The organism is Lentzea sp. NEAU-D7 (genome assembly GCF_026242055.1).
Classification (GTDB): domain Bacteria; phylum Actinomycetota; class Actinomycetes; order Mycobacteriales; family Pseudonocardiaceae; genus Lentzea.
Window position 1 is genome coordinate 292,931 of sequence record NZ_JAPJDL010000002.1, and the last position, 24,130, is coordinate 317,060.

Annotated in this window: 31 protein-coding genes; 23 read left to right on the top strand and 8 right to left on the bottom strand. The window is 70.1% G+C overall.

Annotated elements, in window-relative coordinates:
* Nucleotides 1-85 precede the first annotated feature (85 nt).
* From ORI60_RS04765 to aroQ, 7 genes are all read left to right on the top strand, one after another.
* The gene (locus tag ORI60_RS04765; protein WP_090005969.1) at nucleotides 86-322 is read left to right on the top strand and encodes a glucose PTS transporter subunit EIIB; all 237 of its coding nucleotides are present in this window, start codon (nucleotides 86-88) and stop codon (nucleotides 320-322) included.
* Complete coding sequence (locus tag ORI60_RS04770) at nucleotides 319-774, top strand: PTS sugar transporter subunit IIA (protein WP_266034672.1); 456 nt, start codon at nucleotides 319-321, stop codon at nucleotides 772-774. The genes ORI60_RS04765 and ORI60_RS04770 overlap by 4 nt, the downstream gene beginning before the upstream one ends.
* Before the next feature lie 119 nt (nucleotides 775-893).
* Nucleotides 894-1,346 (top strand): A24 family peptidase, encoded by a 453-nt coding sequence (locus ORI60_RS04775; protein ID WP_266034674.1) that lies wholly within the window; start codon nucleotides 894-896, stop codon nucleotides 1,344-1,346.
* A 13-nt stretch (nucleotides 1,347-1,359) separates the two neighbouring features.
* Nucleotides 1,360-2,559: a chorismate synthase gene (aroC, locus tag ORI60_RS04780; RefSeq protein ID WP_266034677.1), complete on the top strand. Its 1,200-nt coding sequence runs from the start codon at nucleotides 1,360-1,362 to the stop codon at nucleotides 2,557-2,559.
* Nucleotides 2,556-3,062 (top strand): shikimate kinase, encoded by a 507-nt coding sequence (locus tag ORI60_RS04785; protein ID WP_266034679.1) that lies wholly within the window; start codon nucleotides 2,556-2,558, stop codon nucleotides 3,060-3,062. Before aroC ends, ORI60_RS04785 begins: the two co-directional genes overlap by 4 nt.
* Nucleotides 3,059-4,168: a 3-dehydroquinate synthase gene (gene aroB, locus ORI60_RS04790; RefSeq protein ID WP_266034681.1), complete on the top strand. Its 1,110-nt coding sequence runs from the start codon at nucleotides 3,059-3,061 to the stop codon at nucleotides 4,166-4,168. The genes ORI60_RS04785 and aroB overlap by 4 nt, the downstream gene beginning before the upstream one ends.
* Nucleotides 4,165-4,593 carry a type II 3-dehydroquinate dehydratase gene (aroQ, locus tag ORI60_RS04795; protein ID WP_266034683.1) on the top strand — a complete coding sequence of 143 codons (429 nt, stop codon included), beginning with the start codon at nucleotides 4,165-4,167 and terminating at the stop codon, nucleotides 4,591-4,593. The genes aroB and aroQ overlap by 4 nt, the downstream gene beginning before the upstream one ends.
* Here the strand turns inward: aroQ and ORI60_RS04800 are convergent.
* The 3 genes from ORI60_RS04800 to ORI60_RS04810 form a co-directional block, all read right to left on the bottom strand.
* Nucleotides 4,554-4,808, bottom strand: a complete 255-nt coding sequence (locus ORI60_RS04800) for a hypothetical protein (RefSeq protein WP_266034686.1) — start codon at nucleotides 4,806-4,808, stop codon at nucleotides 4,554-4,556. The two genes, aroQ and ORI60_RS04800, sit on opposite strands and share 40 nt — an antisense overlap.
* A gap of 81 nt (nucleotides 4,809-4,889) precedes the next feature.
* A complete protein-coding gene (locus ORI60_RS04805) occupies nucleotides 4,890-5,609 on the bottom strand; it encodes a Long-chain-fatty-acid--CoA ligase (RefSeq protein WP_266034687.1) in 720 nt (239 codons plus the stop codon).
* A gap of 15 nt (nucleotides 5,610-5,624) precedes the next feature.
* The gene (locus ORI60_RS04810) at nucleotides 5,625-6,581 is read right to left on the bottom strand and encodes a hypothetical protein (RefSeq protein ID WP_266034689.1); all 957 of its coding nucleotides are present in this window, start codon (nucleotides 6,579-6,581) and stop codon (nucleotides 5,625-5,627) included.
* 89 nt (nucleotides 6,582-6,670) lie between these two features.
* Here ORI60_RS04810 and ORI60_RS04815 point away from each other — a divergent pair, with 89 nt between their 5' ends.
* Both ORI60_RS04815 and ORI60_RS04820 read left to right on the top strand, forming a co-directional pair.
* Nucleotides 6,671-7,036 (top strand): VOC family protein, encoded by a 366-nt coding sequence (locus ORI60_RS04815; RefSeq protein ID WP_266034690.1) that lies wholly within the window; start codon nucleotides 6,671-6,673, stop codon nucleotides 7,034-7,036.
* A gap of 19 nt (nucleotides 7,037-7,055) precedes the next feature.
* The gene (locus tag ORI60_RS04820) at nucleotides 7,056-7,664 is read left to right on the top strand and encodes a hypothetical protein (RefSeq protein ID WP_266034693.1); all 609 of its coding nucleotides are present in this window, start codon (nucleotides 7,056-7,058) and stop codon (nucleotides 7,662-7,664) included.
* Here ORI60_RS04820 and ORI60_RS04825 read toward each other — a convergent pair.
* A complete protein-coding gene (locus ORI60_RS04825) occupies nucleotides 7,648-8,058 on the bottom strand; it encodes a B-4DMT family transporter (RefSeq protein ID WP_266034694.1) in 411 nt (136 codons plus the stop codon). The genes ORI60_RS04820 and ORI60_RS04825 overlap by 17 nt on opposite strands.
* Before the next feature lie 35 nt (nucleotides 8,059-8,093).
* On the opposite strand from ORI60_RS04825, the gene ORI60_RS04830 reads away from it, so the two are divergent.
* Genes ORI60_RS04830 through nusB form a run of 3 tightly spaced genes read left to right on the top strand, consistent with a single transcriptional unit; the run spans nucleotide 8,094 to nucleotide 10,190 of the window.
* The gene (locus ORI60_RS04830; protein WP_266034695.1) at nucleotides 8,094-9,170 is read left to right on the top strand and encodes a M24 family metallopeptidase; all 1,077 of its coding nucleotides are present in this window, start codon (nucleotides 8,094-8,096) and stop codon (nucleotides 9,168-9,170) included.
* Nucleotides 9,171-9,201: 31 nt separating this feature from the next.
* Nucleotides 9,202-9,771, top strand: a complete 570-nt coding sequence (efp, locus tag ORI60_RS04835; RefSeq protein ID WP_266034697.1) for an elongation factor P — start codon at nucleotides 9,202-9,204, stop codon at nucleotides 9,769-9,771.
* Nucleotides 9,771-10,190: a transcription antitermination factor NusB gene (gene nusB, locus ORI60_RS04840; RefSeq protein WP_266034699.1), complete on the top strand. Its 420-nt coding sequence runs from the start codon at nucleotides 9,771-9,773 to the stop codon at nucleotides 10,188-10,190. Before efp ends, nusB begins: the two co-directional genes overlap by 1 nt.
* Before the next feature lie 48 nt (nucleotides 10,191-10,238).
* Here nusB and ORI60_RS04845 read toward each other — a convergent pair whose 3' ends face one another.
* A complete protein-coding gene (locus ORI60_RS04845) occupies nucleotides 10,239-10,868 on the bottom strand; it encodes an HD domain-containing protein (protein ID WP_266034702.1) in 630 nt (209 codons plus the stop codon).
* Nucleotides 10,869-10,880: 12 nt separating this feature from the next.
* Nucleotides 10,881-11,006, bottom strand: coding sequence for a hypothetical protein (locus ORI60_RS04850; RefSeq protein ID WP_266034704.1), 126 nt, complete (start codon nucleotides 11,004-11,006; stop codon nucleotides 10,881-10,883).
* 88 nt (nucleotides 11,007-11,094) lie between these two features.
* Between ORI60_RS04850 and ORI60_RS04855 the strand changes: the two genes are divergently transcribed.
* Entirely contained in the window at nucleotides 11,095-11,904 is an 810-nt protein-coding gene (locus tag ORI60_RS04855) for a sigma-70 family RNA polymerase sigma factor (RefSeq protein ID WP_266034706.1), read from the top strand.
* 23 nt (nucleotides 11,905-11,927) lie between these two features.
* On the opposite strand, the gene ORI60_RS04860 is transcribed toward ORI60_RS04855, so the two are convergent.
* Nucleotides 11,928-13,103 (bottom strand): MFS transporter, encoded by a 1,176-nt coding sequence (locus tag ORI60_RS04860; RefSeq protein ID WP_266034708.1) that lies wholly within the window; start codon nucleotides 13,101-13,103, stop codon nucleotides 11,928-11,930.
* 98 nt (nucleotides 13,104-13,201) lie between these two features.
* Complete coding sequence (locus tag ORI60_RS04865; protein ID WP_030471611.1) at nucleotides 13,202-13,690, bottom strand: transcriptional regulator; 489 nt, start codon at nucleotides 13,688-13,690, stop codon at nucleotides 13,202-13,204.
* 257 nt (nucleotides 13,691-13,947) lie between these two features.
* Between ORI60_RS04865 and pyrR the strand changes: the two genes are divergently transcribed.
* The 10 genes from pyrR to rpoZ all read left to right on the top strand — a co-directional run bounded on the left by pyrR (nucleotide 13,948) and on the right by rpoZ (nucleotide 23,943).
* Nucleotides 13,948-14,520 carry a bifunctional pyr operon transcriptional regulator/uracil phosphoribosyltransferase PyrR gene (pyrR, locus tag ORI60_RS04870; protein ID WP_266034724.1) on the top strand — a complete coding sequence of 191 codons (573 nt, stop codon included), beginning with the start codon at nucleotides 13,948-13,950 and terminating at the stop codon, nucleotides 14,518-14,520.
* Entirely contained in the window at nucleotides 14,517-15,449 is a 933-nt protein-coding gene (locus tag ORI60_RS04875; RefSeq protein WP_266034726.1) for an aspartate carbamoyltransferase catalytic subunit, read from the top strand. Before pyrR ends, ORI60_RS04875 begins: the two co-directional genes overlap by 4 nt.
* Nucleotides 15,446-16,726 (top strand): dihydroorotase, encoded by a 1,281-nt coding sequence (locus tag ORI60_RS04880; RefSeq protein ID WP_266034728.1) that lies wholly within the window; start codon nucleotides 15,446-15,448, stop codon nucleotides 16,724-16,726. Before ORI60_RS04875 ends, ORI60_RS04880 begins: the two co-directional genes overlap by 4 nt.
* On the top strand, nucleotides 16,723-17,229 hold the full coding sequence (locus ORI60_RS04885) for a transporter (RefSeq protein ID WP_266034731.1): 507 nt from the start codon (nucleotides 16,723-16,725) through the stop codon (nucleotides 17,227-17,229). Before ORI60_RS04880 ends, ORI60_RS04885 begins: the two co-directional genes overlap by 4 nt.
* A complete protein-coding gene (gene carA / locus ORI60_RS04890; protein ID WP_266034733.1) occupies nucleotides 17,178-18,338 on the top strand; it encodes a glutamine-hydrolyzing carbamoyl-phosphate synthase small subunit in 1,161 nt (386 codons plus the stop codon). The genes ORI60_RS04885 and carA overlap by 52 nt, the downstream gene beginning before the upstream one ends.
* Nucleotides 18,338-21,640 (top strand): carbamoyl-phosphate synthase large subunit, encoded by a 3,303-nt coding sequence (carB, locus tag ORI60_RS04895; RefSeq protein WP_266034735.1) that lies wholly within the window; start codon nucleotides 18,338-18,340, stop codon nucleotides 21,638-21,640. Before carA ends, carB begins: the two co-directional genes overlap by 1 nt.
* Complete coding sequence (gene pyrF, locus ORI60_RS04900) at nucleotides 21,637-22,449, top strand: orotidine-5'-phosphate decarboxylase (protein WP_266034737.1); 813 nt, start codon at nucleotides 21,637-21,639, stop codon at nucleotides 22,447-22,449. The genes carB and pyrF overlap by 4 nt, the downstream gene beginning before the upstream one ends.
* 295 nt (nucleotides 22,450-22,744) lie before the next feature.
* A complete protein-coding gene (gene mihF, locus ORI60_RS04905; RefSeq protein ID WP_030471603.1) occupies nucleotides 22,745-23,062 on the top strand; it encodes an integration host factor, actinobacterial type in 318 nt (105 codons plus the stop codon).
* Nucleotides 23,059-23,655 (top strand): guanylate kinase, encoded by a 597-nt coding sequence (gmk, locus tag ORI60_RS04910; RefSeq protein ID WP_266034740.1) that lies wholly within the window; start codon nucleotides 23,059-23,061, stop codon nucleotides 23,653-23,655. Before mihF ends, gmk begins: the two co-directional genes overlap by 4 nt.
* Nucleotides 23,656-23,658: 3 nt before the next feature.
* Nucleotides 23,659-23,943, top strand: coding sequence for a DNA-directed RNA polymerase subunit omega (gene rpoZ / locus ORI60_RS04915; RefSeq protein ID WP_090069070.1), 285 nt, complete (start codon nucleotides 23,659-23,661; stop codon nucleotides 23,941-23,943).
* Nucleotides 23,944-24,130: the final 187 nt, after the last annotated feature.

The following is a 24,130-nucleotide window of genomic DNA, read 5'->3' on the forward strand; positions in this document are numbered from 1 at the left end:
TTCCGGTCTAGACCAGTTGGTGCGGGAGAATGCTCCGCGCACCGAGCGGGTGTCAACCGCTGTTACGGGAACGAGAGGTACGAACGTGGCTGACGAGAAGGCTCAGAAGATCCTCGAGGCGCTGGGCGGGCGCGACAACATCATCGAGATCGAGCCCTGCATCACCCGCCTGCGGTGCGAGCTCGAAGACGGTTCCGTCGTGGACGAGAAGGCCCTGAAGGCGTTGGGAGCGCACGGAGTCATGCGTTCCGGCAACGTCGTCCAGGTCGTCGTCGGACCTGAGGCGGACACCATCGCGTCGGACATCGAGGACCTGCTGTGAGCCTCCGCGTGGGCAGCCCGGTGGCCGGCCGGGTGGTCGCGCTCTCCGCGGTCCCGGACCAGGTCTTCGCCGAGGCGATGGTCGGCCCCGGCGTGGCCGTCGAGCCCGTCCGGTCGAAGGCCGACGTCGTGTCGCCGCTCGACGGCACCGTCGTCACGCTGCACCCGCACGCGTTCGTGGTCGCCAACGGTGACGGGGCGGCCGTCCTCGTCCACCTCGGCATCGACACCGTGAAGCGCAAGGGCGAGGGCTTCGAGCTCCACGTCGTCAAGGGCGAGCAGGTCCAGGCCGGTCAGAAGATCGTGACGTGGGACCCGGCCGAGGTCGAGGCGGCCGGGTTCGCGCCGATCTGCCCGGTGGTCGCGCTGGACGCGTCCGCGGAGGTCCTCGCCGACCTGGCTCTCGACGCGGACGTGGTGGCGGGCGACGCCCTGTTCGACTGGTCCCGCTGAACCGCTTCCCGGGTGTTCTCCCAGCCCTGACCGGGGCAGCCTGAAGGCGCTGTCGTGAACGGACCGTTCACGACGGCCCGGAACTTGTACCCGGTCGTCCCGAGCAGGACCGTGGTGTCATGACCACGGTCCTGCTCGCGTTCGCTCTGGGTTCGTTGTGGACGGTCGCCGCCGTCCTGGACGCTCCACCCTCGTCGTACCTGCTGGCCTGGTTCGGCATCGTGCTCTCGATGATCGACCTGCGACACCACCGGTTGCCGGACGCGCTGACCCTCCCGTTGGGCGCGGCGCTGCTGCTCCTGCAGTTCCGCGGCCTGGGAGCCGCGGCGCTGTCGGCACTCGTCTTCGGTGGCGCGCATCTCGCCGTCCGGCGGCTGCGGCCCGCGCTGATGGGCGGCGGCGACGTCAAGCTCGCTTTCGGACTCGGCGCGGTTCTGCCGTTGCCAGGACTCCTGCCGGCCGCGATCCTGTCCAGCGCGGTCACCCTGGCCGTCGCCGCGCTCCGGCGCAGGCGCGCGGTGCCGCACGGACCTGGCCTGCTGGCCGCCACCTGGGCGTTGACGACGCTGTGAAAGGATTGTGACCGTGCTGCGCTGGATCACCGCTGGAGAGTCACACGGCCCCGCCCTCGTCGCCGTCCTGGAGGGCATGCCCGCCGGGGTGGAGGTGACCACCGAGGACCTAGTCGCCCAGCTCGGGCGCCGCAGGCTCGGGTTCGGTCGCTCGCCGCGCATGGGCTTCGAGCAGGACGAGGTCGAGATCCTCGGCGGCGTCCGCCACGGCAAGACCCAGGGCGGTCCGGTCGCGGTCACGATCGGCAACTCCGAGTGGCCCAAGTGGCAGACGGTCATGTCGCCGGACCCGGTCGACCCGAGCCTGCTCAAGCCGACCGGCCGCAACGAGGCCCTCACCCGGCCGCGTCCCGGCCACGCCGACCTGCCGGGCATGCAGAAGTTCGGCTTCGACGAGGCCCGTCCGGTGCTGGAGCGCGCCTCCGCCCGCGAGACCGCGGCCCGCACCGCGCTGGGCACGGTCGCCCGGCAGTTCCTGCAGCAGCTGCTCGGCGTGCGGATCCTGAGCCACGTGGTGTCCATCGGCCAGGCCGAGACGCCCGAGGACGCCGCGCTGCCCACGCCCGACGACCTGACCGCGATCGACGAGTCGCCCGTGCGGTGCTTCGACCAGCGCGGCACCGACGCGATGGTCGCCGAGGTCGAGGCCGTCAAGGAGGCCGGTGACACGGTCGGCGGCGTCATCGAGGTGCTCGCGTACGGGTTGCCGCCGGGCCTGGGTTCGCACGTGCACTGGGACCGCCGCCTCGACGCGCGCCTGGCCGCCGCCCTCATGGGTGTGCAGGCGATGAAGGGCGTGGAGGTCGGCGACGGCTTCACCTCGGCGAAGCGCTGGGGTTCGCAGGCGCACGACGAGATCGACCGCGGCAGCGGCCCGGTCGGCGTGACGCGCCGCTCGAACCGCGCCGGTGGTCTCGAAGGTGGCATCACCAACGGCGAGATCCTGCGCGTGCGCGTGGCGATGAAGCCCATCTCGACCGTGCCGCGCGCGCTGTCCACCATCGACGTCCGCACCGGTGAGCCCGCGGTCGCGATCCACCAGCGTTCGGACGTCTGCGCCGTGCCGCGCGCCGGTGTGGTGCTGGAGTCCGTGGTGGCGCTGGTGCTGGCCGAGGCCGCGCTGGAGAAGTTCGGCGGCGACTCGCTCGACGAGACGCGCCGCAACGCCCACGCGTACCTCAAGGCGCTGGAAGCCCGCTGGGAGGGCATGTGAGCCCGCGGTACGTGGTGGTCGGTCCTCCCGGTGCCGGGAAGACCACCGTCAGCGAACTGCTGGCCAGCCGGCTCGGTGTGCCGTTCCGCGACGTCGACGCGGACATCGTCGAGCTCGCCGGCAAGCCCATCTCGGACATCTTCACCGACGACGGTGAGCCCGCTTTCCGCGCCATCGAAGAAGAAGCGGTCGCCAAGGCGCTCGTCGAGCACGAGGGCGTGCTGGCACTGGGCGGGGGAGCGATCCTATCCGCGACGACCCGCGAGCGCCTGCGCGAGCACACCGTCGTCTTCCTGAACGTGGGCATGGCGGAGGGCGTGCGCCGCACCGGGCTGTCGTCCTCGCGGCCGCTGCTGTCCGGCGTGAACCCGCGCGCCACGTTCAAGGCGCTGCTCGACGCGCGCCTGCCGCTGTACCGCGAGGTCGCGACGATCGAGGTCCTGACGGATTCGCTGGACCCGGAGCAGGTCACCGACGCGGTGATCGGGGGAGCTGAAGCATGACCGAGCCCGTGCGCATCCGGGTCGCCGCGGAGAAGCCCTACGACGTGGTGGTGGGCCGCGGCCTGCTCGGCGACATCGTCGAGTTCCTCGGCGGCACCGCCAAGATCGCGATCGTGCACCAGCCGACCCTGGCCGAGACGGCCAAGGTGCTGGTCGACGAGCTCAAGGCCGTGGGCGCCGACGCGCACCGCGTCGAGGTCCCGGACGCCGAGGACGGCAAGGACCTCGCCGTCGCCGGCTTCTGCTGGGACGTGCTCGGCAAGATCGGCCTGTCGCGCTCGGACGTCGTCGTCGGCCTCGGCGGCGGCGCGGTGACGGACCTCGCGGGCTTCGTCGCGTCCACGTGGATGCGCGGCGTGCGGCTGGTCAACATCCCGACGACGCTGCTCGGCATGGTCGACGCGGCGGTCGGCGGCAAGACCGGCATCAACACCGACGCGGGCAAGAACCTCGTCGGCACGTTCTACGAGCCGGACGCGATCTTCGTCGACCTCGCGACGCTGGAAACGTTGCCGCGCAACGAACTCATCGCCGGCATGGCCGAGATCGTGAAGGGCGGCTTCATCGCCGACCCGGTCATCCTCGACCTCATCGAGGCCGACCCGGCCCTGGCCCTCGACCCGACCGGCGAGGTGCTGGCCGAGCTGGTCCGCCGCAAGATCCAGATCAAGGCCGACGTCGTGACCTCGGACCTGCGCGAGTCGTCGCTGCGCGAGATCCTCAACTACGGCCACACCCTCGGCCACGCCATCGAACGCCGCGAGCGCTACCGCTGGCGCCACGGCGCCGCGATCAGCGTGGGCCTGGTCTTCGCCGCCGAGCTGGCCCGCCTCGCCGGCCGCCTCGACGACGAGACGGCGGACCGCCACAAGCGCGTCCTGCAGCTGCTCGGCCTGCCGACGACGTACGACCCGGACGCCCTCCCGCAGCTCATGGAGGGCATGAAGGTCGACAAGAAGAACAAGGCGGGCGTGCTCCGCTTCGTCGTCCTCGACGGCCTCGCCAAGCCCGGCCGCCTCGAAGGCCCGGACCCGGCCCTGATCGCCGCCGCGTACTCGGCCGTCGCCGCCGAGCCGACCACCGGCTCGGGAAAGGTGCTGCTGTGAAGGTCCTCGTCCTGAACGGCCCGAACCTCGACCGCCTCGGCAGCCGCGAGCCGCTCATCTACGGCAGCACCACGCACGCCGACCTCGTCGAGATGTGCGTCGCCGAGGGCAAAGAACTCGGCTTCGACGTCGAGGTCCGCCAGACCGCCTACGAGGGCGAGATGGTCAAGTGGCTGCACGAGGCCGCCGACGCGTCGATCCCGGTCGTCCTCAACGGCGCCGCCTGGACGCACTACTCGATCGCGGTGCGCGACGCGTGCTCGCAGCTGACCGCGCCACTGGTCGAGGTGCACATCTCGAACATCCACCAGCGCGAGGAGTTCCGGCACCACAGCGTCATCTCGGCGGTCGCGAGCGGCGTGATCGTCGGGCTGGGCGTCGAGGGCTACCTGCTGGCCCTGCGCTGGCTGTCGCTCAAGAAGTAGCGCCAGCTCAGCAGAGCCACGGCGGCGAGTGCTGTCGCACTGATGAAGAGCGTCTCCACAGTGGTTGCGGCGAGTCGCGGGTGCACCGCGGCCGCCGGCCGCTCGGGACTCGTCGCGAACTGCAGATCGCCCACCAGGTTGTGCACCTGCACGACCGCGCTTCCTGTCCGGACATCGCCCGAGATCTTGTTGCGGGTGCGGGGGTTGTCGGTCATGGCCGCCCTTGGTCCGGGATTCGAAGTGGGATGTGCAGGACGCTAGCGGCGATTCCGGCTCCAGATGCACCCAGTTGATCGTCAATCAAGGACCAATAAACGGACATTCCGCATTCCGATGTGCCAGATGTGGGCCATAGTGGCGCATCCAGAGGATCGTCTCCTCGTAGACGCCCTGGTCGCGCTCCCGGTCCACCGCTCCCACTCGGCGACGCTCCCGGTCACCACCATCGACCGGGACGCAGGCCCGAGGATCGTGGCGCCGAGCCGCTGGTGCGTGCGGATCCACGGGTCGAGGTGCAGACCGTCCGCACGGGTCCACCGCTGGAAGTCCTCCATCGGCGTCAGCGGGTAGGTCGCCTTGAGCGTCGGCCGCACCGGCACGATCACGCGGGCGAGCCCGTCCTCCGCGGCCCGCTCACGCAGGGCGGTGAGCACCTCGCCCGCCAGCCCGCCTCCGGTGCGATCGGCCCGCACTGTCGCCGCCACGACGCACAACGTGTCGGGCACGACGCTGTTCTCGTGCTCGGTGACCGCCGCGACCAGCGCACCGTCGTACCCGCCGTCCGGCAGCGTCGCCGTCTCACCGTCCCACCTCAGCGCCACCGCCGTCGCTCGTGCCAGCACCGCGTCGTCGTCATCGAGCAGCAGCACGTCGTAGCGCGGGAAGTGCTCCGCCACGGCGTCGCGGTGGGCGGCGGGGATCTGGCCGCGCAGCACGAACGCGGGCCAGCCGTCCCGCAGCGAGGCCTGGGCAGGGCCTTGCAGATCGGGTCGCGAGGCGTTCGAAACGATCTTCACCGGGTCGGTCCTCGCTCATCGGACGTGCTTGATGGCGAGGAGCCGCGGGGTCTTGTTGACCGTGCGGATGATCGTGGCCTCGTAGGTCCCGGACTGCGTGCGCGAGGACTCGTACGTCGCGAAGAACGTGGTGGTCCACCGCGCGACGAGCGAGTAGTTGGCGGTCACCCGGAGCAGACCGAACTCCGCGTCCTTCGTGCTCGTCCAGTTGCCGGCCGGATCGCCTTCGACCGTCCACGTCGAGTCCTTCGCCCTCGGCGTGGACGCGTTGCGCGGGCACATCGGAGGCATGGCCGCGGCCGCGCAGGCCGTGAACCCGTCGCGCACCGTCCGGACGAGGTCGCCGTCGGGCAGGTCGTACCGCTCCTTGCGGATCGTCCCCGCCGGGAGTGCGGGACTCGGCCGGTGGATCGAGTCGATCCTGGTCTGGTCGCCCCGCCAGGGCACCTCGGTCTGGAAGTGGAACCCCTTCACCTCCAGGGCGCGGCCGTGTTCCGCCTCGTAGCTGACCGTCATCACCGCCGCGCCGCGGGCCAGGAACCTGTCGCCGGCCCACCTGACCTGCATGCCGTCCCGGGGATCGCCGACGAGTTCCCAGCGCACGTTGCGCGGCGAGGACGCGGAGTGGGTCTGCGGGCAGTTCACGGGTTCCAGGACGACCTCGGTCGCGCATTGCACGAGCTTGTCCGCGACCTTCTGCGCGACCGCGTCGTCACTGACCCAGGCGGGCCGGGTGCCCTGGTCGGCGGCCGGGAACACGGGGTCCTCCGGACTCCCCTCGCACGAGTTGACGATCGCGCCGACCAGGAAGAGCGCCACGACGACGGCCACGACATGGGCCGGCTTCGGCTTGTCGTCCGGAGGTGTCGGGCTGCTCTTCTTCTCGGCGGAGCCGCCGTCCACGTTGAGCGTGTGCACCTTCCCGATCTGGAAGCTGTTGCCGGTCACCCGACCCTTGAACTCGTTGGGCATGGCGGGATGCTAAGCACGCAAGCGTCCGGACGGTCGCTTCCAGCGATGGTCAATTTGTTGACACACAAGGGAAACCGATGCTCCACCACGTGGAATTGTGGGTCCCGGACCTCGCCCGGGCCGAGGCCGCGTTCGGGTGGGTCCTCACCGAACTCGGCTGGGCCGAGCACCAGCGCTGGCACGCCGGGGTCAGCTGGAAGCTCGGCGGCACCTACGTCGTGGTCGAGCAGTCCCCGGCCATGACCGGCCCGCACGACCGGACGAGAGCGGGCCTGAACCACCTCGCCCTGCACGCGGGAACCCGCGAGGACGTCGACCGCCTGACCCGCGAATCCGAGGCGAACGGCTGGAGGCTCATGTTCGCCGACCGGCATCCTCACGCGGGAGGACCGGATCACTACGCGGCGTTCCTGGAGAACGACGACGGCTTCGAAATCGAGCTGGTAGCCACCTGAACGTGTGAAGATGCCGCACGTGCCGAGACTGCTGATCGCCGCGTTCGCCCTGCTCCTGGCGGGATGTGCCACCGCGCCGGAGCCCACACCCGTCAGCAGCGAGGCGAGCACGCGGACGAGCGAACAGCTCTCCGACCAGGAACTCCAGTCGAAGTGGTGGACGTGGGCCGCGTCGAGCCCGGAGAACCGCAACCCGGTGGTCGACGACACCGGGCAGTGGTGTGGCGAGAACCAGCCGCAGGACGTGTGGTTCTTCGCGGGCACGTTCGGCGGCGCCGTGAACCGCCGGTGCGCCGTGCCCGCCGGGCGCCCGCTCGCCGGTCCCGCGCTCAACCTCGCCTCCACGGACGCGAACTGCGCGGCGTTCATGGAGGCCGCCAAGGGCTCGGTCACGCTCGACGGACAGCTCGTGGAACTGCGGCGGATCGCGCCGGTCGCGATCACCTACCAGGCCGCGAAGGACAACGTGGTGGGGCAGCGCGAGGGACGGGTGGCGGCGCAGGGGTGCGGGCTGTGGGCGTGGATCCCGCCGCTCAAGCCCGGCGAGCACGAACTGGTGGTCAAGGGGGCGTCGGGCGACTTCAGCACCTCCGCGCGCTACCTGCTGACCGTCAGTTCCGCGGACTAGCCGGGTCCTTCTTCACGAGGAACCCGCCGAGCAGCATCCCGAGTCCCGCCGGAGCCAGCACGAGCAACGCCGTGAACGCGGCCCCGCCCGTCAGCGCCACCCACAGCGCCTCCTGCCCGGTCTGGTCGACCAGCAACGCGGATCCGATCACGCCCAGCGCCCCCGCGAACGGGCCCGCGATCAGCGACGCGATGAACCACTGCATGCCACGCCCCTCCAGATCGCGCAGCGTGTCGACGGCGCCCCAGAGGACCGCGGCGACGATCAGCAGGCCGAGAGCGATCGGCCGGATCGAGGAGGCCTCGGGGCTGCGCACGCCCACGGCCGCCACGCCGGTCTGCACGGCTCCGTGCAGGAGCCCCATCCACAACGCACGGACGAACCAAGGACGCATGCGGACAGCTTAGGACTGGCCGTACGCTGCGAGACATGTCGTCGTACGCCGCACGCCGCACCGCACTGCGCCAAGCGCTCCAGGCCGCGGACCTGGACGCACTACTGGTGACGAACCTGCTGAACGTCCGGTACCTCACCGGGTTCACCGGGTCGAACGCCGCCGTGCTGGTCGACGCGAGCGGCGACGACGCCTCGGTGTTCTGCACCGACGGCCGCTACCTCACCCAGTCGGCGAAGCAGGTGCCGGACCTGGAACGGCTGATCGACCGGCCGTGCGACACCGCGCTCGCGAGCAGGGCGAAGGGCAGGCTCGGGTTCGAGAGCCACCACGTCACGGTCGACGGCCTGGACGAGCTGACGGCGGCCGCCGGCAAGGTGGAGCTGCACAAGGCCGGTGGCCTGATCGAGAAGCTGCGGCTGGTCAAGGACGAGGTCGAGATCGAGGCGCTGCGGATGGCGTGCGCGGCGGCGGACCGCGCGCTCGCGGCGTTGATCGGGCACGGTGGCCTGCGGGCGGGCCGCACCGAACGCGAGGTCGCGCGCGAGCTGGAGAGCCGCATGCTCGACCACGGCGCCGAGGGGCCGTCGTTCTCCTCGATCGTGGCGTTCGGCGCGAACTCGGCCGTACCCCACCACTCGCCGACGGACGCGACGCTGCACACAGGCGACCTCATCAAGCTCGACTTCGGCGCGCTGGTCGACGGCTACCACTCCGACATGACCCGCACGCTCGTGCTCGGCAAGCCCGCGGACTGGCAGCGCGACCTGTACGACCTGGTCGCGCGCTCGCAGGCGGCGGGCCGCGACGCGCTCGAGCCGGGCGTGAAGGTGAGCGACGTCGACCACGCGTCGCGCGAGGTGATCGAGAAGGCCGGGCACGGGGGTGACTTCCTGCACGGCCTCGGTCACGGGGTCGGGCTGGAGATCCACGAGGCACCGGCGTTGTCGAAGGCGGGTGCCGGTACACTTTCGGCCGGTATGGCGGTCACCGTCGAGCCCGGCGTCTACTTGCCGGGGCGGGGCGGGGTCCGCATCGAGGACACGCTCGTGGTCCGCGAAAGCGGCCCGGAGCTCCTCACCCTGACCACGAAGGAACTCGTGGTCGTCTGACACCCCCGTCCTACACAGGAGAAATCCCACCGTGGCCACCACGAACGACCTGAAGAACGGCCTGGTGCTGAACCTCGACGGCCAGCTCTGGACCGTCACCGCGTTCCAGCACGTCAAGCCCGGCAAGGGTGGCGCCTTCGTGCGCACGACCCTCAAGCACGTGCTGACCGGGAAGGTCGTCGACAAGACCTTCAACGCGGGCACCAAGGTCGAGACCGCCACCGTGGACAAGCGCGGCATGACCTACCTGTACAAGGAAGGCACCGACTTCATCTTCATGGACGGTGACACCTACGACCAGATCCCGGTTCCGTCCGAGACCGTCGGTGACGCCGCGAACTACATGCTGGAGAACCAGGAAGCGATGGTCGCCACGCACGAGGGCGTCCCGCTGTTCGTCGAGCTCCCGACGTCGGTCGAGCTCGTGATCGAGCACACCGACCCCGGCCTGCAGGGCGACCGCTCCACCGGTGGCACCAAGCCCGCCCGCCTCGAGACCGGCGCCGAGATCCAGGTCCCGCTGTTCGTCACGACCGGCGAGAAGATCAAGGTCGACACCCGCGACGGCCGCTACCTCGGCCGCATCAGCGACAAGTCCTGATGGGTGCTCGGAGCAAGGCCCGCAAGCGTGCGGTCGACTTCCTCTACGAAGCCGACCTGCTGGGCAGCGACGCAGTGACGCTGCTGGCTTCGCGCGTCGGGTCCCCCGACGTCCCGCCGGTGAACGACTACACCGTCGCGCTGGTCGAGGGCGTCACCGCGAACCGCTCGCGCATCGACGACCTCATCTCGGAGCACGCCGAGGGCTGGACCCTGCAGCGCATGCCCGCGGTCGACCGCGCGATCCTGCGCCTCGGCCTGTACGAGCTGCTGTGGGCGTCCGACGTGCCGGACGCGGTGGCCATCGACGAGGCCGTGGAGCTCGCCAAGGGCCTGTCCACGGACGACTCGCCGCGGTTCGTGAACGGTGTGCTCGGCCGGATCGCGGTCATCGCGGACCAGCTGCGCGCCGTTCTGTAGTTCTGCTGCCGAGGGGGCCACGTCAACGGCGACGTGGCCCCCTCGGTGTCAGTTCCGGGCCCAGCCGCGCCGCTCGCCCTCGTCGATCAGCTGCAGCGCCGCCTGCCACAACGTCGTCGAACCCTCGCCGATCACGGCCTTGCGGGCGCGCACGTCCTGAGCCGTCACGCCCGGCGTCCGCCAGGTCCCGCCCTTCGCCATCCAGTTGAGCAGCAACGGTTGCAGGCGGTCCATGGCCTTCGCGAACCGCGCCTCCGGCGTCTCACGTGCCTCGAACTCGTCCCACAGCGCCCGCAGCGCACGGCCCGCGTCGTCGGGCAGGATGCCGAACAGGCGATCGGCGGCGGCCTCCTCGCGTTCCTGCTGGCTCTCCCCGAGCGCGGTGTCGTAGATCGGCGTGTCGCCCGCGTAGATCTCGACGAGGTCGTGCACCACCACGAGCTTCACCGTGTGGCCGACGTCGATCGGTTCGTCGGCGTACTCGGCGAGCGTCATGACCATCAGCGCGAGGTGCCACGAGTGCTCCGCGTCGTTCTCGCGCCTGTCCGCCGCCGCGAGAGGGGACGCGCGCAGCACGGTCTTGAGCCGGTCGACCTCGATGAGGAACGTGAGGTGCTCGCGCAGCCGGGAGTCCACACCGGACGGCAGCGGGTTCTGATCAGCGAGAAGTCCTGTCACGTTGCCAGGACACTACCGATCGGCCAGGAACTCCTCCCACGTGCGGGTGCCGCGCTCGCCGTCGGGCGTCAGGTCCAGGTTGTCGCGCACGACGTGCCTGCCGTGCGTGCCGGTGCCCCCGGTCACGAGGATCTTCACGGTTACCCTCCCGAGTGAGTCGTCGCACCGCCGACCCGGTGGCACCGGGGAACGTGACGGGGTGTGCGCCAGGCCACAGGGGGAAGCTGTGATCGCGGAGTTCGAGCAGGAGCGCACACGCTTGCGCGCCATCGCCCACCGCATGCTCGGGTCGTTCGCCGAGGCCGACGACGCGCTGCAGGACGCCTGGCTGCGCGTCGAACGCGCCGACACCTCGCAGATCGAGAACCCGGCCGCGTGGCTCACGACCGTCGTCGGGCGGGTGTGCCTGAACATGCTGCGCGACCGGCGGGAGCACGCGTTCGAGATGCCCGACCCCGTGGTCGAGACGGGGGAGGAGCCCGAGCACCAGGCCGTCGCGAAGGACCAGGTCGGCCTCGCGATGCTGATCGTGCTCGACTCGCTCAAGCCCGACGAGCGGCTGGCGTTCGTGCTGCACGACATGTTCGCCGTGCCGTTCGACGACATCGCGCCCCTGATCGGCAAGACCCCGGCGGCGGCCCGGCAGCTGGCGTCGCGCGCCCGCAAGCGCGTGCAGGACCGGCCACGCCCGAACGTGGACCTGCCGGCACAGCGCGAAGTGGTGCGGGCGTTCCTCAAGGCGTCGCGGGAGGGCGACCTCGAAGGCCTGGTCGCGGTGCTGCACCCGGACGCCGTGCTGCGCGCGGGCGCCCTGGAGGTCATCGGCGGACGCACCGTCGCCGGCCGGGCCGCCCTGTTCAGCAGGTACGCGACCACGGCGGTCGCCGAGTTCGCGGTCATCGGCGGCGAGGCCGGCTTCATCGCGCGGGTGGACGGCGTGCCGTTCTCGCTCATGGCCTTCACCGTGCGCGACGGGCAGATCGTCGCGATCCACGTGATCCAGGACAAGGAGCAGCTCGCCGCCCTCGTTCCGTGAGGCCCGGTTCACCGACGCCTCGGTCACGGACCGGGAGAACGTCCGTCGGCTCGTGGCACCAGCGCCCACACCGCCACCGCGCTGAGCACCGCCGCGACCGCCGCCGTCGCGAACGCCGGCGTGGCTGACCCTTCGAGCAGGAAGCCCCCGACAGCCGAACCGATCGGCATGCCCAGCACGTTGAGGCTGATCGACACCGCCAGCACCCGCCCGAGCCTGTCCGGGTCCGTGCGACGCTGACGCAGCGTCAGCAGACCCACGTTGACCAGCCCGGACACGAGGCCGACCACGACCAGCCCGACGGCCAGCCCGATCGTGCCAGCACTCGCGACCAGCACCGCGACCGCCGTGGCAGCGGTACCGATGATCATCGCCGCGCGTTCGCGGCCCTCGCGCAGGACGTGCCCCGCGAGCAGCGCGCCGACGAGTCCCGCGAGCCCGGCCGCACCCCACAACGCACCTGCCCGCGCCTCACCGGCCACCGTCGGCACCGCCACCACCAGCACACCCCAGGCGACCTGGTAGAGGCCGTAGGACACGACCAGTGCCCGCAACACCGGGTGCGTCAGGACGTGGCGCACGCCGTCAAGGGTGGAACGCAGCAGCGGCGGGTGCACCGCGCGTGAGGGACGGTCGGGCGGCAGCAGGAGCATGAGCGGGCAGGCCACGAGGTAGAGCGCGGCGACGACGAGCAGGGCCGTCCGGCCACCGGTCAGCACGAACACCGTGCCCGCGAGCACCGGTCCCAGCACCTCGACCAGGTTGAACAGGCCGGAGTCCAGCGCGTTCGCTCGTTCGGCGGCGGGACGGGGCACCAGTCTCGGCAGCAGCACGCGCACCCCGGCGATGTTCAGCGGGCTGGTCAGCGAGTACAGCGCCGCCAGCACCAGGATCAGTGCGACGGAGGCCGGCACGAACGCGAGCGCGGCCACCAGCACCGCGCTCGCCACGAGGTCGGCCACGACCGACCGCACCACCCCGGCGCGGTCGAGGAGGGCGCCCGCCAGCGGGCTGATGATCAGGCCGGGCGCGATCGCGGCGAACACCACGACACCCGCGAGTGCCGCGGACCCGAACACGTCGAGGACGTGGAAGACCAGCACGAGCGTGAACATCTGCTCGGCGAGCCGGGAGCACAGCGCGGCGCCGAGCAGGGGCGCGACCCGCGGAGTCAGCAGGACCTGGCGGTACGTCGTCACGCTGGGTACCTCACCCGAAAAGCAGCAGTGGCTCCCCCGACGTCCTCAGGGCGACTTGCAGGACGTCAGGGGAGCCACTGCTCCGGAAAGCGGAGAGCTCAGTCTTCCTTGGCGGGACGGGCCTCGGGAGGCAGCACACCCCAGTCGATCAGCTGCTCGGTGAGCTCGCCCGGCGTCATGTCGTAGATGATCGCGAGCGAACGCAGGTCCTCGGTGCGGATGGAGAGGACCTTGCCGTTGTAGTCACCGCGCTGCGACTGGATCGTCGCGGCGTAGCGAGCCAGCGGACCGACCTTCTCGACCGGCAGCTGCTGCAGCCGTTCGAGGTTGATCACGATCTTGGTGGCCGGCTCGGCACCGGAGGGCACCCGGCCCTCGGGCAGCAGCTCGGCGACGGGAACCCCGTAGAAGTCGGCCAGCTCGGCCAGCTTCTGCACGGTCACCGCGCGGTCACCACGCTCGTAGGAGCCGACGACCACGGCCTTCCAGCGACCGCCGGACTTCTGCTCGACGCCGTGCAGGGACAGTCCCTGCTGCTGGCGGATAGCGCGGAGCTTGGCCCCCAGCGCCTTGGCGTAGTCGCCCATGTGGCGGTTCTCCGTTCATTCGCCCCGTCAGCAGTACGTGCGTGCTGCGGGGAGGCTTAGATCGATACGCAGAGTAATGATTACTCGCCGTGGTCGGCAGGTCAAGCTGATCTCGCGGAGAGACGCGCGCCACGCCTGCCCTACCACTCGGATGGTTGACCGCCCGTAGGTGATACGGTGCAGGTCAGCCTAGTTGTCACTAGGTGTCCGACGTCCTTTAAGGACCCGTCCAGTGAGGCGGGGAAGGAGGTCCAGCCGTGGCGTCACGTCAACGTGGCGCGACGGATCCGGCCGGGGATCGCGAGATTCTCTCGGCCGGTGACGTCGCACGCACTGTCGCCCGAATGGCCCATCAGATCATCGAGAAGACCGCTCTCGATGCACCCAGCGCACCCGACGTCGTCTTGATGGGTATTCCCAGCCGGGGAGCCCCCCTCGCACGACGTCTAGCCGCTAAGATCGCCGAATTTTCCGGCCGGACGGTGCACGAGGGCACGCTCGACATCACCCTCTACCGCGACGACCTGCGCCGAGGCCCCACCCGGCCGCTGGAGGCGACGAAGCTGCCCGAGGGCGGCGTCGACGACAAGCTGGTCGTGCTCGTGGACGACGTGTTGTTCTCCGGCCGCACCATCCGCGCCGCCCTCGACGCCCTGCGCGACCACGGCCGGCCCCGCGCCGTCCAGCTCGCCGTGCTGGTCGACCGGGGTCACCGCGAGCTGCCGATCCGCGCGGACTACGTGGGCAAGAACCTGCCGACGTCCAAGACCGAGGACGTCGTCGTGATGCTCGAGGAGTTCGACGGCCGCGACGGAGTGGTGCTGAAGTGAAGCACCTGCTCTCCACCGACGGCCTCGACCGCGACCAGGCGATCGCGATCCTCGACACCGCGGACCGGCTGAAGCAGGCGCTGCTCGGCCGCGAGGTCCGCAAGCTGCCGACGCTGCGCGGCCGCACGGTGATCACGATGTTCTACGAGAACAGCACCCGCACCCGCGTCAGCTTCGAGATCGCCGGCAAGTGGATGTCCGCCGACGTGATCAACGTCAGCAGCTCCGGTTCCAGCGTCAGCAAGGGCGAGTCGCTGCGCGACACCGCGCTGACCCTGCAGGCCGCGGGCGCCGACTGCGTGATCGTGCGGCACCCGGCGTCCGGTGCGGCCCACCGGCTCGCGGGGTGGCTCAAGCACACCAGCACGTCCGTGGTGAACGCGGGCGACGGCATGCACGAGCACCCCACGCAGGCGTTGCTCGACGCCGCCACGCTGCGCGACCGGCTCGGCAGCCTCGACGGCCGCCGCGTCGCGATCGTCGGCGACGTCCTGCACAGCCGGGTCGCCCGGTCGAACGTGCACCTGCTGACCACGCTCGGTGCCGAGGTCACGCTGGTCGCCCCGCCGACCCTGCTGCCCACCGGCGTCGAGAACTGGCCGGTCGCGGTCTCGCACGAGATCGACGCCGAGCTCGCCTCGCAGGACGCGGTGATGCTGCTGCGCGTGCAGGCCGAGCGGATGACCGGCGGGTTCTTCCCGAGCTCGCGCGAGTACTCGATCGCGTACGGCCTCAACGAGCGCCGCCTGAAGCTGCTGCCCGAGCACGCCGTCGTGCTGCACCCCGGCCCGATGCTGCGCGGCATGGAGATCGCCTCCGTCGTCGCCGACAGCCCGCAGGCCGCCATCACCGAGCAGGTCCGCAACGGTGTCCACGTGCGCATGGCCGTGCTGTACCACCTGCTTGCCCACGAGGAGGAAAACGCGTGAAACCCTTGCTTCTCAAGGGAGTCAGGCCCTACGGCGAGGGTGAACCGATCGACCTGCTGATCCGCGACGGCGTGATCGCGGAAGGTGCGGACGAGAACGCCGAGATCATCGAAGGCAACGGAGCGGTTCTGCTGCCGGGCTTCGTCGACCTGCACACCCACCTGCGCGAGCCGGGCCGCGAGGACACCGAGACCATCGAGACCGGCTCCAGGGCCGCCGCCCTCGGTGGCTACACGGCGGTCTTCGCCATGGCCAACACCGATCCGGTCGCCGACAACGCCGTCATCGTCGAGCACGTCGCCCGCCGCGGCCAGGAGGTCGGCCTCGTCGACGTCCACCCGGTCGGCGCCGTCACCGTCGGCCTCAAGGGTGAGAAGCTCGCCGAGCTCGGCACGATGGCGAAGTCCAAGGCCAACGTCCGCGTCTTCTCCGACGACGGCCACTGCGTGCACGACCCGCTGATCATGCGCCGCGCGCTGGAGTACTCGAAGTCCCTGGGCGCCGTCATCGCCCAGCACGCCGAGGAACCGCGCCTCACGGTCGGTGCCCAGGCGCACGAGGGCGAGAACGCGTCCAGGCTCGGCCTGCAGGGCTGGCCGGCCGCGGCCGAGGAGTCCATCGTCGCGCGCGACTGCATCCTCGCGAAGCAGGTCGGCGCGCGGCTGCACGTCTGCCACGTCAGCACCACCGGCACGGCGGACGTCCTGAAGTGGGCGAAGGCCCGCGGCACCGAGGTGTCCGCCGAGGTCACCCCGCACCACCTGATCCTGACCGACGACCGGCTCTCCACCTACGACCCGGTCAACAAGGTCAACCCGCCGCTGCGCACGCAGGCTGACGTCGACGCGCTGCGGCAGGCCCTGGCGGACGGCACGATCGACTGCGTCGCCACGGACCACGCCCCGCACGCGGTGCAGGACAAGGACTGCGAGTGGTCGGCGGCCCGTCCGGGCATGCTCGGCCTGCAGACCGCGCTCGGCATCGTCGTCGAGACGATGGTGAAGACCGGCCTGCTGGACTGGCGCGGCGTCGCGCGGGTGATGAGCGAGAAGCCCGCCGAGATCGCCGGCCTGACCGACCAGGGCCGTCCGATCGCCGTCGGCGAGCCCGCGAACCTCGTGCTGGTCGACCCGGACGCGTCGTGGACGGTGCAGGGGGCGCAGCTCGCGAGCATCGCGGGCAACACCCCCTTCGAGGGCATGGAGCTGCCCGCGGCCGTGACGGCCACCATCTTGCGTGGCCGGGTGACCGCGGTGGCGGGGAGGATTGCGGAATGACCCGCGTACTGCTCGTCCTGCTGTGTGTGGCGTTCTTCGCGCTCTGCGCCTACGGCATGTGGCACGGCTGGAAGCGGCGCCAGCGCAAGCAGGCCGACCTGCCGGCGTTCCCCTCGACGCCGGCCGCGCTGGGCGCGCCGAAGCTCACGACCACGGGTGTCTACATCGGAACGACGAACGCGGGCAACTGGCAGGACCGCATCCAGGTGGGCGACATCGGCCACCGCGCCGAGGCCACGCTGAACCTGGTTCCGGAGGGCGTCGCCATCGACCGCGTCGGCGCGTCACCGATCTTCATCCCGGCCGGGTCCGTCCGGGACGCCCGCACGGACCGGGGACTGGCCGGGAAGGTCATGTTCAGCGAGGAAGGCCTGTTGGTGGTCCAGTGGGAAAACGATGGCCACCTGTTCGACACTGGTTTCCGCGGTGACGACAAGGACGTTTACGACGAATGGGTCGCGGCGCTGAGCCACAACCCGATCAACACGGAGGGCAAGGCGTGACGAACGCGGCATTGGTGCTGGAAGACGGACGTGTCTTCCGCGGTGAGGCGTACGGAGCGACCGGCGTCTCGCTCGGCGAGGTCGTGTTCTCCACGGCCATGACCGGGTACCAGGAAACCCTGACCGACCCCTCCTACCACCGCCAGATCGTGGTGCAGACCGCGCCGCAGATCGGCAACACCGGCTGGAACGACGAGGACGACGAGTCCTCGAAGATCTGGGTCGCCGGCTACGTGGTCCGCGACCCCGCGCGCACGCCGTCGAACTGGCGGTCCAAGCGCGGTCTCGACGAGGAACTGGCCAACCAGGGCGTCGTCGGCATCGCGGGCCTCGACACCCGCACCCTGACCCGCCACATCCGCGAGCAGGGCGCCATGCGGGCCGGGGTGTTCTCCGGCTCCGAGCTCACCGACGACGCGTCGATGGTCGAGCAGGTCAAGGCCTCCGCGCAGATGGTCGGCGCGAACCTCGCGGTCGACGTCACCACGGACAAGCCGTACGTCGTCGAGGCCATCGGCGAGAAGAAGTTCACCGTCGCCGCGCTCGACCTGGGCATCAAGTCGAACACCCCGCGGATGATGGCGGCACGCGGCATCGAGGTGCACGTCCTGCCGCTGACCAGCACGTTCGACGACATCCTGAAGGTCAGCCCCGACGGGGTGTTCCTCAGCAACGGCCCGGGCGACCCGGCCACGCAGGACCACGCCATCGCGCTGACGAAGGAGGCCCTGGGCCGCAAGCTGCCGCTGTTCGGCATCTGCTTCGGCAACCAGATCCTCGGCCGCGCGGTCGGCCGCGGGACGTACAAGATGCGCTACGGCCACCGCGGCATCAACATCCCGGTCATCGACGTGACCACGGGCAAGGTCGCCATCACCTCGCAGAACCACGGGTTCGCGCTGGAAGGCACGCCGGGCGAGGAGTTCTCCTCCGAGTTCGGCCGCGCCGTGCTGTCGCACTACTGCCCGAACGACGGCACCGTCGAGGGCGTCCGGCTGCTCGACGCGCCGGCGTTCTCCGTGCAGTACCACCCCGAGGCCGCGGCCGGTCCCCACGACGCCGCGCCCCTGTTCGACGAGTTCGTGACGCTGATGAATGAGGCCCGCTGATGCCGAAGAGGACTGATCTCAAGCACATCCTGGTGATCGGCTCCGGTCCGATCGTCATCGGACAGGCGTGCGAGTTCGACTACTCCGGTACCCAGGCGTGCCGCGTGCTGCGCGAAGAGGGCATCCGGGTCAGCCTGGTGAACTCCAACCCGGCGACGATCATGACGGACCCGGAGTTCGCGGACGCCACCTACATCGAGCCGATCACGGCCGAGTTCGTGGAGAAGGTCATCGCGCAGGAACGCCCGGACGCGATCCTGGCGACGCTGGGCGGCCAGACGGCGCTCAACACGGCCATCGCGCTGCACGAGCGCGGTGTGCTGGAGAAGTACGACGTCGAGCTGATCGGTGCCGACATCGACGCCATCCAGCGCGGCGAGGACCGGCAGATCTTCAAGGACCTGGTGCGCAAGATCGGCTCCGACGTCCCGCGCTCCGCCGTCTGCAAGACGATGGACGAGGTCCGCGAGACGGTCGCCGAGCTCGGCCTGCCGGTCGTCATCCGGCCGTCGTTCACCATGGGCGGCCTCGGTTCCGGCATGGCGTACACCCCCGACGAGCTGGAGCGCCTCGCGGCGATCGGCCTGGAGGAGTCCCCGGTCACCGAGGTGCTGATCGAGGAGAGCGTGCTCGGGTGGAAGGAGTACGAGCTCGAGCTGATGCGCGACCGCAACGACAACGTCGTCGTCATCTGCTCGATCGAGAACATCGACCCGATGGGCGTGCACACCGGTGACTCGGTGACGGTCGCGCCCGCGATGACGCTGACCGACCGCGAGTACCAGCACATGCGCGACGTCGGCATCCAGGTCATCCGCGAGGTCGGCGTCGACACCGGTGGCTGCAACATCCAGTTCGCGATCCACCCCGAGAACGGCCGCATGGTCGTCATCGAGATGAACCCGCGGGTGTCGCGGTCCTCGGCGCTGGCGTCCAAGGCGACGGGCTTCCCGATCGCCAAGATCGCCGCCAAGCTCGCGATCGGCTACACGCTCGACGAGATCACCAACGACATCACGGGGGAGACCCCGGCGTCGTTCGAGCCGTCGCTCGACTACGTGGTCGTGAAGGCGCCGCGGTTCGCCTTCGAGAAGTTCCCCGGCGCGGACCCGACGCTGACGACCACGATGAAGTCGGTCGGCGAGGCCATGTCGATCGGCCGGAACTTCGTGGAGGCGCTGGGCAAGGCGCTGCGTTCGCTGGAAACGAAATCGGTCGGTTTCTGGACCGAGCCGGACCCGGAGGGCTCTACCCTGGAGTCCACTCTGAAGCAGCTGGAGCGCGGCCACGACGGGCGCCTCTACACGGTCGAGCGTGCTCTTCGGCTCGGTGCGTCCATTGAGGACGTGCACAACGCGTCGAAGATCGACCCGTGGTTCATCGAGCAGATCGCCTGGCTCGGCACGCTGCGGCAGGAGCTGCTCGACGCGCCGGTGCTCGACGAGCCGTTGCTGCGCAAGGCGAAGCGGGCGGGTCTCTCCGACCGCCAGATCGCCGTGCTGCGCTCGGAGCTGGCCGGTGAGGACGGTGTGCGCAGGCTGCGGCACCGCCTGGGCGTGCGCCCGGTCTACAAGACGGTCGACACGTGCGCGGCGGAGTTCAAGTCCGAGACGCCGTACCACTACTCCGCGTACGAGCTCGACCCGAACGCCGAGTCCGAGGTGGCGGAGCAGCGGGAGAAGCCCAAGGTCCTGATCCTGGGCTCCGGGCCGAACCGCATCGGCCAGGGCATCGAGTTCGACTACTCGTGCGTGCACGCGGCCATGGCGTTGCGGGCGGCCGGGTACGAGACCGTGATGGTCAACTGCAACCCGGAGACGGTGTCGACGGACTACGACACCTCCGACCGCCTGTACTTCGAGCCGCTGACGTTCGAGGACGTGCTGGAGGTCGTGCACTCCGAGCAGCGCTCCGGCACCGTCGCGGGCGTGATCGTCCAGCTCGGCGGCCAGACGCCGCTGGGCCTGGCGCAGCGCCTGGCCGACGCGGGCGTGCCCGTCGTGGGCACGACGCCCGAGGCGATCCACCTCGCCGAGGACCGCGGCCAGTTCGGCAAGGTGCTGGGCGAGGCCGGCCTGCCCGCGCCCAAGTTCGGCACCGCCACGTCGTTCGACGAGGCCAAGGAGATCGCGGACGAGATCGGCTACCCGGTCCTCGTGCGACCGTCCTACGTGCTCGGTGGGCGCGGCATGGAGATCGTGTACGACGAGGAGTCGCTGTCGGGCTACATCGCCCGCGCGACCGAGGTGACGCCCGAGCACCCGGTGCTGGTCGACCGGTTCCTCGACGACGCCATCGAGATCGACGTCGACGCGCTGTGCGACGGCGAGGAGGTGTTCATCGGCGGCGTGATGGAGCACATCGAGGAAGCCGGTGTGCACTCCGGCGACTCGTCGTGCGCGCTGCCGCCCATCACCCTGGGCGCCTCCGACATCGAGAACGTCCGCCGCTCCACCGAGGCCATCGCGAAGGGCATCGGAGTGAAGGGGCTCCTGAACGTCCAGTACGCGCTCAAGGACGACGTGCTGTACGTCCTGGAGGCGAACCCGCGTGCGTCGCGCACGGTGCCGTTCGTGTCCAAGGCGACGGCGGTGTCGATGGCGAAGGCCGCGTCCCGCGTGATGCTCGGCGCCACGATCGCGGAACTGCGCGCGGAGGGCATCCTGCCCGCCACCGGTGACGGTGCCCGGCTGCCCGAGCACGCGCCCGTCGCGGTCAAGGAGGCGGTCATGCAGTTCCACCGCTTCCGCACGCCCGAAGGCCACGGCGTCGACTCGTTGCTGGGCCCGGAGATGAAGTCCACCGGCGAGGTCATGGGCATCGACTCGTCGTTCGGCAAGGCGTTCGCGAAGTCGCAGACGGCCTCGTACGGCTCGCTTCCGACCTCCGGCAAGGTGTTCGTGTCGTTCGCGAACCGCGACAAGCGCGCGATGATCTTCCCGGTCAAGCGCCTGGCCGACCTCGGGTTCCAGATCCTCGCGACCTCGGGCACCGCGGAGGTGCTGAAGCGCAACGGGATCCCGTGCACCGAGGTGCGCAAGCACTTCGAGGGCGAGGGCAACGTCGTCGACATGATCCTGGCCGGCGAGATCGACATGATCTTCAACACGCCCTACGGCAACAGCGGCCCGCGCATCGACGGCTACGAGATCCGGACCGCCGCCGTGGCGAAGGACATCCCGTGCGTGACCACGATCCAGGGCGCCGCCGCGGCCGTGCACGGCATCGAGGCGCTCATCCGGGGTGACATCGGGGTGCAGCCGCTGCAGGCCCTCCAGGCCGCGCTGCGGGGTGACGCGTGACCTTCGGCGAGAAGCTGGCGAAAGCCGTTGCGGCGCACGGACCTCTGTGCGTCGGGATCGACCCGCACCCGAGCCTGCTGGACGCCTGGGGCCTCTCCGGGACCGCCGAGGGCCTCGAGCGGTTCGCGCTGACCGCCGTGGAGGCGTTCGGCGGCAGGGTGGCGATGGTGAAGCCGCAGGCGGCGTTCTTCGAGGCCTACGGGTCGCGGGGCGTCGCCGTGCTGGAGCGGGTGATCGCGGAGCTGCGCGACTCGGGCACGCTGGTGCTCGTGGACGCCAAGCGCGGCGACATCGGCTCCACCATGGCCGCCTACGCCCAGGCGTACCTGGGCGACGGCTCGCCGCTGGCCGGTGACGCGGTCACGCTCTCACCGTTCCTCGGGATCGGCTCGCTGCAGCCCGCCCTCGACACGGCGCGGGCGACGGGCCGGGGCGTGTTCGTGCTCGCCCTCACGTCCAACCCGGAGGGCGCCCAGGTTCAGCGGTCGGTTGCTCCGGACGGGCGAACCGTGGCGCAGACGATCATCGATTTCGCCGCGGCTCGAAATTCAGGCATTTCCCCGTGCGGCGATGTCGGTCTCGTCGTGGGTGCCACGATCGGGGAAACGGATGTAGACCTCAGCCGGTTCAACGGACCGATCCTGGCCCCCGGTTTCGGCGCTCAGGGTGGCTCCGCGGCTGATCTAAAACGGCTCTTCGGACCCGACATGCGCAACGTCTTTCCGACTTCTTCACGAGATGTTCTCAAGCATGGCCCCGACGTATCGTCGCTGGTCAGCGCGGTGCAGCGGGTCCAGCAGAGCCTCTGAGGAGGGGCGCGCCGCGTCTTTTGGGGTGTGGCGCGCTCACCTGGGCAAACATGTGTTGGTAGGGTCCACGCCACCGGCTGCCCCGCTGGTCACCGGCCTCATAGCACACCTAGAGTGGGCGACGAGTTGCCGGAGGCAGTGATCAGGCAGCCGGAGGGTGTTGGTACTACTACCACCCGCCGCATCACTCATGACCGCTGAAGATTTACCTGACTGGGTCACGTTGTACTCAGGCAATTGCGGTCGGTACGGTCGCGGCACCGATCCGAAAAGAATCCACACCACGGAGGAAATCGTGGCTCTTCCCCAGCTTACCGAGGAGCAGCGAGCCGCAGCGCTGGAGAAGGCTGCTGCCGCTCGTCGCGCTCGGGCTGAGCTCAAGGAGCGCCTCAAGCGCGGCGGCACGACCCTGACGGACGTGCTCAAGGCCGCCGAGAGCGACGAGGTCCTGGGCAAGATGAAGGTGTCCGCGCTGCTCGAGGCCCTCCCGGGCGTCGGCAAGGTTCGCGCGCAGCAGATCATGGAGCGCCTCGAGATCGCTCCCAGCCGTCGCCTGCGCGGTCTCGGTGACCGCCAGCGCAAGGCCCTGCTCTCCGAGTTCAGCGGAGAGTGATTGGCACCGAGGCGGGAACGGGCTCTGTCCGTTCCCGCCTCACCGTCTTGTCCGGGCCGTCCGGCGTTGGCAAGTCCAGCGTTCTGGCGGAGCTGCGCAGGCAGCAGCCCGATGTCTACTTTTCCGTCTCGGCGACCACCAGGAAGCCGAGGCCGGGCGAGGTTGACGGAGTGCACTACCACTTCGTGGACCACGAGAAGTTCCAGCAGATGGTCGAGGCAGGCGAGTTCCTCGAACACGCCGAGTTCGCCGGAAACCACTACGGAACCCCTCGCAGGCCCGTCGAAGAAGCTTTGGCCGCGGGCCGTCCCGCGCTCCTGGAGATCGAACTGCAGGGCGCGCGGCAGGTCCGCGTGGCCATGCCGGACGCCCGGCTGGTCATGCTGGCGCCCCCGTCCTGGGAGCACCTGGTCGACCGGCTGACGGGCAGAGGTACCGAACATCCGGACGTCGTCGAACGCCGGCTCGCCATCGCCCGTGAGGAGCTGGCGGCCGAAAAGGAGTTCGACGAGGTCGTCGTGAACGCCGACGTGCAGTCGGCCGCGGCCGACTTGCTATCCTTGATGGTCGGACCACGAAATTCAGGAGATTGACGAGTGATCACCCACACCGAGCTCGGTCACCTGACCGGTTCTCCGGAGGGCATCACCAACCCGCCGATCGACGACCTGCTTGAGCAGGTGAGCTCGAAGTACGCGTTGGTGATCTACGCCGCGAAGCGTGCCCGCCAGATCAACGACTACTACGCGCAGCTCGGCGAGGGCCTGCTCGAGTACGTCGGCCCGCTCGTCGAGCCGGGCCCGCGTGAGAAGCCCCTCTCGATCGCTCTTCGCGAGATCCACGCGGGTCTCCTCGAGCACACCGAGGGAAGCGAAGGGTAGAAGGCTCTGGGAGAGGTCTGTCTGCGGAAAGCGCAGACCAAGACCGCCTTCCGGTGTCTTGTGGGGGCCGAGCCCCCACACCCCAGCCGAGGGCTTCGCCCCCGGACCCCCGAAGCCCGGGGCTCCGCCCCGGGGCTTCAGAGCCCGGGACTTCGCCCCGGACCCAGCGGGTCTTCTTCTTGGACTC